Annotated in this window: 8 protein-coding genes; 5 read left to right on the top strand and 3 right to left on the bottom strand. The window is 63.1% G+C overall.

Annotation, left to right across the window (positions count from 1 at the left end; all coding sequences use genetic code 11):
- Positions 1–98: 98 nt before the first annotated feature.
- A complete protein-coding gene (locus C404_RS54195; RefSeq protein ID WP_021197202.1) occupies positions 99–1010 on the bottom strand; it encodes a LysR family transcriptional regulator in 912 nt (303 codons plus the stop codon).
- A 346-nt stretch (positions 1011–1356) separates the two neighbouring features.
- Here C404_RS54195 and gcl point away from each other — a divergent pair, with 346 nt between their 5' ends.
- The 4 genes from gcl to pyk all read left to right on the top strand — a co-directional run bounded on the left by gcl (position 1357) and on the right by pyk (position 7077).
- A complete protein-coding gene (gene gcl / locus C404_RS54190; RefSeq protein ID WP_021197201.1) occupies positions 1357–3132 on the top strand; it encodes a glyoxylate carboligase in 1776 nt (591 codons plus the stop codon).
- Positions 3133–3174: 42 nt separating this feature from the next.
- Positions 3175–3957: a hydroxypyruvate isomerase gene (gene hyi / locus C404_RS54185; RefSeq protein WP_021197200.1), complete on the top strand. Its 783-nt coding sequence runs from the start codon at positions 3175–3177 to the stop codon at positions 3955–3957.
- 115 nt (positions 3958–4072) lie between these two features.
- The gene (glxR, locus tag C404_RS54180; RefSeq protein WP_021197199.1) at positions 4073–4984 is read left to right on the top strand and encodes a 2-hydroxy-3-oxopropionate reductase; all 912 of its coding nucleotides are present in this window, start codon (positions 4073–4075) and stop codon (positions 4982–4984) included.
- Positions 4985–5604: 620 nt separating this feature from the next.
- The gene (gene pyk / locus C404_RS54175; RefSeq protein WP_031330083.1) at positions 5605–7077 is read left to right on the top strand and encodes a pyruvate kinase; all 1473 of its coding nucleotides are present in this window, start codon (positions 5605–5607) and stop codon (positions 7075–7077) included.
- 14 nt (positions 7078–7091) lie between these two features.
- Here pyk and hemN read toward each other — a convergent pair whose 3' ends face one another.
- The gene (gene hemN / locus C404_RS54170) at positions 7092–8576 is read right to left on the bottom strand and encodes an oxygen-independent coproporphyrinogen III oxidase (RefSeq protein ID WP_021197197.1); all 1485 of its coding nucleotides are present in this window, start codon (positions 8574–8576) and stop codon (positions 7092–7094) included.
- Positions 8577–8814: 238 nt separating this feature from the next.
- On the opposite strand from hemN, the gene C404_RS54165 reads away from it, so the two are divergent.
- Positions 8815–9927 (top strand): ABC transporter substrate-binding protein, encoded by a 1113-nt coding sequence (locus C404_RS54165; RefSeq protein WP_021197196.1) that lies wholly within the window; start codon positions 8815–8817, stop codon positions 9925–9927.
- Between the two features lie 525 nt (positions 9928–10452).
- On the opposite strand, the gene C404_RS54160 is transcribed toward C404_RS54165, so the two are convergent.
- Complete coding sequence (locus C404_RS54160; protein ID WP_031330082.1) at positions 10453–12573, bottom strand: UvrD-helicase domain-containing protein; 2121 nt, start codon at positions 12571–12573, stop codon at positions 10453–10455.
- Positions 12574–12620 lie beyond the last annotated feature (47 nt).

Raw genomic sequence — 12620 nt, 5'->3', positions numbered from 1 at the left:
GTATTTTTTATACGTTTTCATCGGCGGGGCTCACATAGCGTGCTAGCCCGCCATGATTCCCAGCGACCCGCGTCACGTCGATCAGACCGCGCCTTGACTTAACTGCCGCGCGACCAATACCCCGGCTGCGCATACACCGCCTTCAGGTGCTCAATAAAGAACCGAATCTTTGCCGGCACCGGCCGCTGCTGCGGGTACACGGCGAGGATGTCGTAGTCAGGCAGCGCGTAGTCATCCAGCACCGTCATCAGCGCGCCGGATTCCAGCTCGGGTTGGATCTCCCAGGTTGAGCGCCAGCCCAGGCCCAGGCCCTCGCCCATCCAGCGGTGCAGCAATTCACCATCGTTGCAGTCGAGGTTGCCGCTCACCTTGACGGTGACGGCCTTGCCGTTCTGCTGGAAGTACCAGCCGCGCTGTTGACCGCCCTGCAGGTTGAAGGCCAGGCAGTTGTGCCGCTCCAGATCGTCCAGCGTGCGCGGCACGCCGTGCTTGGCGAAGTACGCAGGCGTGCCGCACACCACGCGCTTGTTCGACGCCAGGCGGATCGCCACGAAGTTCGGGTCGATCGCCCCACCAATGCGGATGCCCACGTCGTAGCCCTCGCGCACCAGGTCGACCACGCGGTCGGTCAGGTTGAACGAGCAGCGCACATCGGGGTTGGCGCGCAGGAAGTCCGGCGCGTGCGGCGCGACGTGCTTGCGGCCGAACGCGGCCGGCGCGGACACGATCAGGTGCCCCGTCGCCTTGTGGCGGCCTTCGGCCACCAGCAGCTCGGCGCGGTCCAGCTCGCCCAGTGCCTTCTTGCACTGTTCCATGAACACCGCGCCCTGCTCTGTCACGGCAATGCGGCGCGTGGACCGGTGCAGCAGCTTCACGCCCAGTCGCGCCTCCAGCGCGTTGATGCGCCGGCCGATCATGACGGGCGTCACGTCCTGCGTGAGCGCGGCGGCGGCCATGCTGCCGTGTTCCACCACGGCGATGAACGCCTCGATCTGCTTGAGCTTGTCCATTCCATCATTCCAGTTCGCAATGTCTGACCATTTTATGGAGGATTCCATATGCGGATTGGTGCTATCCAACGCATATCACCTGTGACGAATGACTGAAATGACTGTCAGTGATGTGATCAATGGTTACGCGCGGCCTTGAGTTTTTGCGCCGCACAAAGTCGCGTGAATTTGGCTTGGTGACAGGCATCTCCGGCTGATTCCCTGGCCTCGGATTGCTGCGGTACGCAAAACCATTCGATACGAGAGGTTCGCAATCAACTGACGAAAGCTGCGTTTATCCATATCGGCATGCGGGAATAGGATCAGCTCAACCTTATTCCCACCTTCCCCTTCCTGGAGACACACCATGCCGAAGATGAGAGCGATTGACGCCGCAGTTGCGGTGATGGAAAAAGAAGGCATCACCACCGCCTTCGGCGTGCCTGGTGCCGCCATCAACCCGTTGTATTCCGCGCTGCGTAAGGCCGGCAACATCAGCCACGTGCTGGCCCGCCACGTTGAAGGCGCTTCGCACATGGCCGAGGGCTATACCCGTGCCGAACCCGGCAACATCGGCGTGTGTATCGGCACCTCGGGCCCGGCGGGCACCGACATGATCACCGGCCTGTACTCGGCCTGGGCCGATTCGATTCCCATCCTCTGCATTACTGGTCAAGCGCCGCGCGCCCGCCTGTACAAGGAAGACTTCCAGGCCGTCGACATCGAGTCGATCGCCAAGCCAGTCACCAAGTGGGCCGTCACCGTGCGCGAGCCGGCGCTGGTGCCGCGCGTGTTCCAGCAAGCGTTCCACCTGATGCGCTCGGGCCGCCCGGGTCCGGTGCTGATCGACCTGCCGTTCGACGTGCAAGTCGCCGAGATCGAATTCGACATCGACACCTACAGCCCGATGCCGGTCTACAAGCCCGCGGCCACGCGTGCCCAGGCTGAGCGCGCTATTGAGATGCTGTGCGCAGCCGAGCGCCCGCTGCTGGTGTGTGGCGGCGGCGTGATCAACGCGGATGCGGCCAAGCTGATGGTCGAGTTTGCCGAGCTGGTGAACGTGCCCGTGGTCCCGACTCTGATGGGCTGGGGCGTGCTGGCCGATGACCACCCGCTCAACGCCGGCATGGTCGGTCTGCAAACGTCGCACCGCTACGGCAACGCCACGCTGCTGGCGTCGGACTTCGTGTTCGGCATCGGCAACCGCTGGGCCAACCGTCACACCGGCAGCGTCGACGTCTACACCAAGGGCCGTAAGTTCATCCACGTCGATATCGAACCGACGCAGATCGGTCGCGTGTTCGGCCCGGACCTGGGCATCGTGTCGGATGCTGGTGCTGCGCTGGAGAAGTTCATTGAAGTGGCGCGCGAGCTGAAGGCTGCCGGCAAGCTGCCCTGCCGCAAGTCGTGGAACGCCGACGTGCAGAAGCGCAAGCGCACGATGCTGCGTCGCTCGGACTTCGACAACGTGCCGGTCAAGCCGCAGCGCGTGTACCGCGAGATGAACCAGTACTTCCCGCGCGACGTGCGTTACGTGTCGACGATCGGTCTGTCGCAGATTGCTGCTGCGCAGTTCCTGTCGGTCAACCAGCCGCGCCACTGGATCAACTGCGGCCAGGCAGGCCCGCTGGGCTGGACGATTCCCGCCGCGATCGGCGTGAAGGTGGCTTCGCCCAACAGCGACGTGGTCGCCATCTCGGGTGACTACGACTTCCAGTTCATGATCGAAGAAATGGCGGTGGCCGCGCAGTTCAAGGTGCCGTACATCCACGTGGTGGTGAACAACTCGTACCTGGGCTTGATCCGCCAGGCGCAGCGCAACTTCGACATGGACTACTGCGTCCAGCTCGCCTTCGACAACGTCAACGCGCCTGAGCTGAACGGCTACGGCGTCGACCACGTGAAGGTTGTCGAAGGCCTCGGTTGCAAGGCGATCCGCGTGTTCAAGCCGGAAGACATCGAACCGGCCTTCGCACAGGCTCGCAAGCTGATGGCTGAGTTCTCGGTGCCGGTGATGGTGGAAGTGATCCTCGAGCGCGTGACGAACATCGCGATGGGCACGGAGATCGACAACGTGGTCGAGTTTGAAGAGGTGCTCGACCTGGAAGACACCCTCACGGAAGCCGAAGGCGCCACCGCATAAAGACGGCGCGTCTTTCCCTCACCGTCCGATAAAGGAGAAAACATGACAAAGCTGGCAGCCAACCTGACCATGCTCTTCAACGAGCAGGCCTTCCTTGACCGCTTCGAAGCCGCCGCCCGTGCGGGCTTCCGTGGCGTGGAGTTCCTGTTCCCCTACGCGTTTCACGCAGACCAGATCGCCGACAAGCTGAACACCTACCAACTGGACCTGGTGCTGCACAACCTGCCGGCCGGTAACTGGGACGGCGGCGAGCGCGGCATTGCCGTGCTGCCGGATCGCGTGGGCGAGTTTCAGGAAGGCGTGGGCGAAGCCATCAAGTACGCCAAGGTGCTCGGCGTGAAGCAGCTCAACTGCCTGGTGGGGATTCGCCCGGAAGGCGTGAGCGAAGACGCTGCGCGCAAGACGCTGGTGGAGAACCTGAAGTTTGCAGCGAAGGCGCTGAAGGCCGAGAAGATTGATCTGCTGGTCGAGCCGATCAACACGTTCGACATTCCCGGCTTCTACCTGAGCCGCACGCAGCAGGCGCTGGACCTGATCAACGACGTGGATGCGTCCAACCTGTACGTGCAGTACGACATCTATCACATGCAGCGGATGGAAGGCGAAGTGGCGAATACGCTCAAGCGCCATCTGGACAAGATCAAGCATGTGCAACTGGCCGACAACCCGGGCCGCAACGAGCCGGGCACGGGCGAGATCAACTACCAGTTCCTGTTCCGCTGGCTGGATGAGATTGGCTACAAGGGCTGGGTCGGCTGCGAGTACAAGCCCAAGGCCGGGACCGTGGAAGGTCTGGGCTGGCGCGCCGCGCATCACGTCGCCTGATTTTCTGTTCGCCTTGACCCGGTGGGTGCGTTCATCGCTCCCCGGGGGCTAAAGAAGGTGGGCCACCGGCCCGCCTGTCAAACCACTCACATTTAAACCAAGGAGATCCCTCACCATGGCAAACGCACTCAACCTCGGTTTCATCGGTCTCGGCATCATGGGCGCGCCCATGGCAGGCCACCTGCGCGCCGCGGGCCACACGCTGTTCGTGCACGACGTCAACCCGGCACCGGCCGCATTGGTGGAAGCTGGCGTGACGGTCTGCACGAGCGCCGAGGAAGTCGCCAAGCGTGCCGACATCATCTTCGTGATGGTGCCGGACACCCCGCACGTTGAGGCCGTGCTGTTCAGCGAAAAGGGCGTCGCCAAGGCGCTGAAGGACGCAGGCAAGGATGCGGCTGCCAACAAGATCGTCGTCGACATGAGCTCGATCTCGCCGATCGCGACGAAGGACTTTGCTGCACGCATCAACAAGACCGGCGCGCAATACCTGGACGCTCCGGTGTCGGGTGGCGAAGTGGGTGCCAAGGCGGCCTCGCTGACGATCATGGTTGGTGGCGAGCAAGCTGCATTCGACCGCGCGCTGCCCCTGTTCCAACTGATGGGCAAGAACATCACGCTGGTGGGCGGCAACGGTGATGGCCAGACCACCAAGGTGGCCAACCAGATCATCGTGGCGCTGAACATTCAGGCCGTGTCGGAAGCGCTGCTGTTTGCATCGAAGGCTGGTGCAGACCCTGCAAAGGTGCGTCAGGCGCTGATGGGCGGCTTTGCCAACTCGCGCATTCTGGAAGTGCATGGCGAGCGCATGGTCAAGCGTACGTTTGATCCGGGTTTCCGCATCGAACTGCACCAGAAGGATCTGAACCTCGCGCTGCAAGGTGCCAAGGCGCTGGGCGTGGCACTGCCGAACACGGCGACGGCGCAGGAGCTGTTCAACACCTGTGCTGCCAACGGTCTGGGTAAGCAGGATCACTCGGCGCTGTGCCGGGCGATTGAGATCATGTCGAACCACGACATCGCCTGATATTGCTTTGTGGCGGGGATGGACTTTGGTTTCTGTGTTGTTGGTTCATCCCTTGTTTCATCCCCTGCCGGGGCTGACTCACTTTCTTTGTCTTGCCAAAGAAAGTAAGCAAAGAAAGGCGCGCCCGAGATGGCGAAAGACTCCTTGAATTTCTGTCGCAGAGAGGGAGTGCAGGCAACTCGCTTCGCTCAAACAGGCCTGCACTCTTTTCCTCTCTGCAACAGAAATTCAAGGCGCCATCAAGGGCAGGAACGTCAAAGGCCAAACCATCGAGGCACAACCGCAGTAGTAGTAAGCACACGCAGCAAGCAGCAGCAAATCGCAGCAAAAAACAAGAGCCACTAGGGCATGCAGACCAACGGTTTGCTTTTCCTCTGCCCTAGATGGCGCCTTGAATTTTTGTAAGCGGGCGGAAAAAAGACGGGGAACTGTTTGAGCGAAGCGAGTTTTCCCCGTCTCCGCCCGGTTACGAAAATTCAAGGAGGGTGTCGCCATCTTGGGCGCGCCTTTCTTTGCTTACTTTCTTTGGCAAGACAAAGAAAGTGAGTCAGCCCCGGCAGGGGATGAAATGAGGGATGGACCACCCAGGTCCAAACAACAACCCACCGGAGCCATCCAAAGTGCGCCGCTTCCGCAACACCAAAATCCTCGCCACCCTCGGCCCCGCCAGCAGCGACAAAGACACCATCCGCGCCCTCTTCGACGCCGGCGCAGACGTCTTCCGCCTGAACTTCAGCCACGGCTCGCACGAAGACCACCGCAAGCGCTACGACACCGTACGCGCGGTGGAAGCAGAGACCGGCCGCCCCATCGGCATCCTGGCCGACATGCAAGGCCCGAAGCTGCGCATCGGCACGTTTGCCGAAGGCCGCGTCGTGCTCAAGAACGGCGACCGCTTCGTGCTCGACCGCGACCCGACGCCGGGCGACGTTACCCGCGTGCACCTGCCACACCCCGAGCTGTACGCCGCCACCGCACCGGGCCAATCGCTGCTGCTCGATGACGGCAAAATCCGCCTGGCCGTGGAAGCCGTCGACCCAACTGCCATCGTCACGCGCGTGGTCGACGGCGGTCCGCTGTCGGACCGCAAGGGTGTGAACGTACCCGACGCGGTGATCCCCATCCCCGCACTCACCGAGAAAGACTTGCGCGACCTGGAGTTCGCCCTGTCGCTGGGTGTGGACTGGATTGCCCTGTCGTTTGTGCAGCGCGCCGAAGACGTGATCGCCGCACGCGAGATCATCGGCGACCGCGCCGGCCTGCTCTCCAAGATCGAGAAGCCCGCTGCGCTGCTGCACCTGGAAGACATCGTGCAGGCCTCCGACGCGCTGATGGTCGCGCGCGGCGACCTGGGCGTGGAACTGCCGCCCGAGCGTGTGCCCGGCGTGCAGAAGCGCATCCTGCGTATCGCGCGTCAGCACGGCAAGCCGGTGGTCGTGGCCACGCAGATGCTGGAATCGATGATCGAAGCACCGGTGCCCACGCGCGCCGAAGCTTCCGATGTGGCAACGGCTGTGTACGACGGCACCGATGCGGTGATGCTCTCGGCCGAATCGGCCAGCGGCAAGCACCCGGTGGCCGCGGTCAGCATCATGAACCGCATCATTGCCGAGACCGAGCGCGATCCGCTCTACCGCAACCTGATCGACGCACAACACCAGGCCCCGCTGCCGACGCGCCAGGATGCCATCTGCGCGGCCCTGCGCGACGTGACGCACATCCTGGGGGCGGTGGCCACCGTCACCTACACGTCCAGCGGCAAGACCAGCCTGCGCGCCGCGCGTGAACGGCCGCTGGCACCCATCGTGAGCATCACGCCGCGCCTGGATACGGCGCGCCGTCTGGCAATCACCTGGGGCGTGCACAGCACCGTGAGCGCCGACGTGCACAGCGTGGATGAAATGGTGGATGCGGCCTGCCGCGCCGCTGCGCGTGAAGGCTTTGCCGTGTCGGGCGACCAGATCGCCATCACGGCGGGCATGCCGTTTGGTCAGGCAGGGTCGACCAACCTGCTGCGTCTGGCCGAAGTCTGGCCGCAGACGGTCGCAACCGCGCAAACGGAAACGACTGCGCAGGAACCGGCCACGGCCTAATACAGGTCAGCCGGTCAGACCACCTTGGAGTAGCGCGGAACGAAGGCGACGGGCTTGCCCTGCGCCTCGACCGCGCGCTCGGTGCCAACGGCACGCAGATGCGCGTCGAACACCATCGCGATACGCCGCACCAGCAGCCGCCCCTGCGGCGTGATGAGGATGCGCTCGTCGCCCACCTTCACCAGGCCGGCTTCTTCCAGCGGCGCCAGCGCCTCCAGTTCATCGGCAAAGGTGCGCTTGAAGTCCAACCCATGCGCCGCGCCAAACGCGCGCATGTCCAGTTCGAACCCGCACATCAGTTCGCCAATCAGCGCACGCCGCACGTGGTCGTCCGGCGTGAGCGACAGGCCGCGCAGCACCGGCAGCTCGTTGGCATCGATGCGCGCGTAGTACGCATCGAGCTCCTTCTCGTTCTGCGCATACACATCGCCCACACGGCTGATGGCGGATACGCCAAAGGCCAGCAGGTCGCAATCAGCATGCGTGGAATAGCCCTGGAAATTGCGCTGCAAGCGCCCTTCGCGCTGCGCAATCGCCAGCGCATCATCCGGCCGCGCGAAGTGGTCCATCCCGATATAGACATAGCCTGCGTCCACCAGACGCTCCACCGTCATCGCCAACAGGTCGAGCTTCTCGTCGGCGGTGGGCAGCGCGAGCAAGTCGATGCGGCGTTGCGGCTTGAACAGGTGTGGCAGGTGCGCATAGCTGTAGACAGACAGCCGATCCGGCGCCATCTCCAGCACGCGATCCAGCGTGGCGTTGAAGGTCTCGGTACGCTGATGCGGCAAACCGTATATCAGATCGAAGCTGATCGATTCAAAACCGAGGCGGCGCGCACTGTCCACCACGCGGCGCGTGTCTTCCACGCTCTGGATGCGGTGGACGGCGCGCTGCACCTCCGGATCAAAGTCTTGAATGCCAAGGCTGGCGCGATTGAAGCCGAGGTCGGCCAGCACTTCCAGCGTGGCATCGTCTGCATGGCGCGGGTCGAGTTCGACGGAGATTTCCGCGTCGGGCATCAGATCGAAATGCGTACGCGTGGCGGCCATCACGGCGCGCATCTCATCGTGCGTGAGGAAGGTGGGTGTGCCACCGCCCCAGTGGAGTTGCGTCACGCGGCGCAGCGGGCCGATGTGCCCGGCCACGAGCGCCATCTCCTGCGCCAGGGCGCGGATGTAGCGCGCGCTGCGCGAGTGGTCCTTGGTGATGACCTTGTTGCAGCCGCAGTAGTAGCAGAGGTTCGCGCAGAACGGCAGATGCATGTACAGCGACAGCGGTGCATGCAGCGCTGGCGCAATCGCGGCGCGGCGGTGCAGTGCATCGAGGTAGGCCGCGTTGCTGAAGCCGTTGTGGAAACGGTCCGCTGTGGGGTACGACGTGTAGCGCGGGCCGTGCGTATCAAAGCGCTGCGCCAGCGCACGTACTTGCGGTGCAGACCAACGGAAGGCGGCGTCATTGGCGGCCGCATCCTCGGCGGCCGGTTGGGCAAAGGGGAACATGGGGCGTGGGGTGCGAGGGCGATGGTTGATGCTATGCCTGCGCTATCGGCGGCGCGTTGATATGTGTCAACGTCGGTCAATGCGGGTTCAAACGCGCCAATCCCTCCATCAGGAGGGGCTGAACTTCACTGATCTGTCACGTTGCACTGTCTAACATCGGCGATTGGCGCGCACCCGGCCTGCCAGGCTGATCACAACAAGAACAACGCGCCGTCGATTCGTCTTTGGGGGAAGCATGATGTGGCAGACACTGGCACGCCGCTGCGCGTGCGCATTCGCCTGCGCAACCGCCGTTGTGACGCTGACGGCGCATGCGCAAGGCAATACCACCTTCGTTGTCGGACAGTTGGTCGAGCGCGGAGGCGCCCAGGCCGACTACGCGCGCGACTTCATGGCCGGCGCCAAGGTCGCGTTTGATGCGGCCAACCTGAGCGGTGGTATCAAGGGCCGGCGCATCAGTCTGATCCGCCGCGACGTCGAACAGCCCGAAGCGGTGCCGCAGGCCATCGACATGATCGAGCGCGATCGCGTGGAAGTGCTCTTTGGCGTGAGTGAGCGCCTGTTGCCCGCGCTGACCGCGTCTGCGGAGATCGCGCGGCGCAATGTGCCGCTGCTGGCACCGCTCTCTGGCGCCACGTCCACGTCCGACAACGTCTGGTTCATCCGCCCCGACTACGACCACGAGATCGTCGCCGCCCACAACCGCCTGCGCCAGTTCGGCATGCGGCGCATCGCGCTGGTCACCACTGCGGGGTTCGATCCGCAACTCGGCGCGCGCCTGCGCAACACGCTGGCAGCCACACCGCCCGCCAAGGGGGATGTTGCCGAGACGCTCGATCTCTACACCCTGACGGGCGATCCGGGTGAACTGGCCGCACGCATCGCCCCCACCAAGCCGACTGCCATCATCGTCGCAGGCGACACCCTCGCCTACGCCAGCGTTGGCCGCGCATTGGCGCAGCATGGGTGGTATGGCTTCCTAGTCGGGCTCTCCTCGGTCAATCCGCAGGTGGCGCGTGAAATTCTCGGCACCGACTACAGCGGCGGCATGCTGCTCGCGCAGACCGTACCCAACCCAGCTGTCGGCAACACCAAGATCACGCGCGAGCACATTGCACGCATGAAGCAGTTTCTGGATGAGCCGCCCTCAGGGGCAACGTTGTCGGGTTATATCGCGGCCACGTATCTGATTCAGGCGATGAATGCGGTGGGTGGCAAAGCGGCCGGGGCTGAGTTGCGGCGCGCGCTGCAGACGCGTGCGGATGTGGGGGGATTTACCTTGGATTTCACTCGGGGGAATCGGGGGAGTGAGTTTGTGGATTTGAACTACATCCAGGGGACGGGGAATTGAGCGTTAGTGGTCTGCCCCCCCTTTCGCCCCCTGCCGGTGTCGACTCACTTTCTTTGTCTTGCCAAAGAAAGTAAGCAAAGAAAGGCGCGCCCGATGCGGCGAAAGACTCCTTGAATTTATGTCGCAAGGAGGGAGAGGAGGCAAACTCGCTGCGCTCAGACAGCCTCCTCTCTTTTTCCTCCTTGCAACAGAAATTCAAGGCGCCGCATAGGGCAGGAAAGTCAAAAGCAGAAGCCAAACCATCTGGACGCCAGCCAGAACGACAAAGGCCAATTTCGCGATGGGTTGGCCTTTTTCTTTTGACGTTGAGCCCTTGATGGCGCCTTGAATTTTTGTGAGCGGGCGGAAAAAGGAAGGAGGCTTGTCTGAGCGAAGCGAGTTTGCCTCCTTCCCCGCACGGTCACACAAATTCAAGGGGGTGTTACCATCTCGGGCGCGCCTTTCTTTGCTTACTTTCTTTGGCAAGACAAAGAAAAGTGAGTCAGCCCCGGCAGGGGATGAAACCAGGGACGAACCGCAACCGATTCAAGTCGCCACGGGTTTTTTAGCCGCCAACAACCCCTTCAGTGCCCCCAACCGATCCTTAGGCGACATCGCCGGCATCGAATCCTCGGGCGTCGGCCCAGCATCATCCCCAAGCTTCATCTCAGCGATGTAACGCGACGGCTCACACACCACCGTCTCCCGCGCGCGCTTGCGCTTCTTGCACCAACTGATATGCAAGCTGCGCTGCGCCCGCGTAATCCCCACGTACATCAGCCGCCGCTCTTCTTCGATCTTCTCGTCGGTCAAGTCGTCGTCCTCACGGCAGTGCGGGAGGATGCCCTCCTCCACGCCCACGAGAAACACGTGCGGATACTCCAGCCCCTTGCTCGCATGCAGCGTGGAAAGGCGCACCGCATCCGGGTCCTCTTCCCGGCCTTCGAGCATGCTGATCAGCGCGATGGTCTGCGTGAGCTCCAGCAGGTTCTTGCCTTCGTCCATCAAACCATCGGCATTGTCGAAACCGGTGGCCTCTTCAGCGTCTTCTTTCTCGGGCTTGGTGCCCTTGCGCTTGAGCCAGTCCACAAACTCCAGCACGTTGGTCCACTTGTTCTGGGCCTGGCGCTCGTCGTACGTGTCGTACAGGTAGGCCTCGTAGTGGATGCCGCCCATCATCTCGTCGAGCAGCGTGGCGGCGGGCTCCTTGGCGGCGCGGTCCGACAGCCGCACGATGAATTCGCAGAACACCCGCAGCGGCTCCAACTGGCGCGGTGCGAGTTGCCCTTCGATGCCACCCATCATCGCCGCCTCAAACAGCGACACCTTGGCCTGCCCCGCGAACGAACCCAGCACTTCCAGCGTCGCATTGCCCACGCCGCGCTTGGGCGTGGTGATGGCGCGGATGAAGGCGGGGTCATCGTCCGCATTGGCAATCAGCCGCAGGTACGCACACAAGTCCTTGATCTCGGCCTTGTCGAAAAAGCTCTGCCCACCCGAGAGCACATACGGAATGCGCTCACGCCGCAGGATCTGCTCGAACAGGCGCGCCTGGAAGTTGCCGCGATACAGGATCGCGTAATCCCGAAACTGCGCGCGACGCTCGAACTTGTGCGCGGAGAGCTTGAAGACCACGCTCTCGGCTTCGTGCTCCTCGTCGTTGGCGCTCGTCACGTTGATGGCGTCGCCCATGCCGTGCTCGCTCCACAGCGTCTTCTCGAACAGCTTCGGGTTCTGCGCGATGACCGCGTTGGCGGCGTTCAGGATGCGCACCGTGGAGCGGTAGTTCTGCTCCAGCTTGATCACCTTCAGGTTCGGAAAATCCGTCTGCAGCAGCTTGAGGTTGTCGAGCGTGGCGCCGCGCCAGCCGTAGATAGCCTGGTCGTCATCGCCCACCGCCGTGAAGGCCGGCGCACGCAGGTGCGAGCCACCCGCCAGCAGCTTCAGCAGCTGGTACTGGCAGGCGTTGGTGTCTTGGTACTCATCGACGAGGAAGTAGCGCAGGCGGTTCTGCCACTTCAGGCGCACTTCCTCATTGCGCGCGAACAGCTCGGCGGGAATGCGGATCAGGTCATCAAAGTCCACCGCCTGATACGCATGCAGCGTGGCGACGTAGTTGCGGTAGACCAGCGCGGCCTGGTGATCGTCGACGTTGTTGTTGGCGAGCGCTTCGGCAATGGCGGTTTCCGGATCGACGAGACCGTTCTTCCACAGCGAGATCGTGCTCTGCACGCGGCGGATCAGTTGCTTGTCGGTGGTCGCCAGCTGCTCCTGGATCATGCCGAAGCAGTCGTCTGAATCCATGATCGAGAAGCGCGGCTTCAGGCCCACGTGCTCGGCCTCCGCACGCAGGATCTGCACGCCCAGCGAGTGGAACGTACACACCGTCAACTGCTTGATGGGGATGCGCTTGCCGTCAGCGCGCGTCTGGCCGTCCATCAGCTTGGCCACGCGCTCCTGCATCTCCTTGGCCGCCTTGTTGGTGAACGTGACGGCGGCGATGTGCTTCGGCTCGAAGCCCTTGTCGAGAATCAGGTGTGCGATCTTCTGCGTGATCACGCGCGTCTTGCCGGAGCCCGCCCCGGCCAGCACCAGACACGGGCCGTCGAGGTAGTGCACACCTTCGGATTGGGCAGCGTTGAGCCCGTGGGCGAGACCAGAAGACATGGGGGCAGGCGGAGAAAAGCAGGCGGGAAGGTACAGCGGAGGGCGAT

The sequence above is a fragment of the Ralstonia sp. AU12-08 genome (assembly GCF_000442475.1).
Taxonomy (GTDB): domain Bacteria; phylum Pseudomonadota; class Gammaproteobacteria; order Burkholderiales; family Burkholderiaceae; genus Ralstonia; species Ralstonia insidiosa.
The sequence above is the reverse complement of the archived record's forward strand: the minus strand, read 5'-3'. Positions and strand labels throughout refer to the sequence as shown.

Bases quoted from the DNA above. Each gene is read 5' to 3' on its own strand.
- C404_RS54195 (WP_021197202.1), bottom strand. From the start codon at position 1,010: ATGGACAAGCTCAAGCAGATCGAGGCGTTCATCGCCGTGGTGGAACAC.
- gcl (WP_021197201.1), top strand. From the start codon at position 1,357: ATGCCGAAGATGAGAGCGATTGACGCCGCAGTTGCGGTGATGGAAAAA.
- hyi (WP_021197200.1), top strand. From the start codon at position 3,175: ATGACAAAGCTGGCAGCCAACCTGACCATGCTCTTCAACGAGCAGGCC.
- glxR (WP_021197199.1), top strand. From the start codon at position 4,073: ATGGCAAACGCACTCAACCTCGGTTTCATCGGTCTCGGCATCATGGGC.
- hemN (WP_021197197.1), bottom strand. From the start codon at position 8,576: ATGTTCCCCTTTGCCCAACCGGCCGCCGAGGATGCGGCCGCCAATGAC.
- C404_RS54165 (WP_021197196.1), top strand. From the start codon at position 8,815: ATGTGGCAGACACTGGCACGCCGCTGCGCGTGCGCATTCGCCTGCGCA.
- C404_RS54160 (WP_031330082.1), bottom strand. From the start codon at position 12,573: ATGTCTTCTGGTCTCGCCCACGGGCTCAACGCTGCCCAATCCGAAGGT.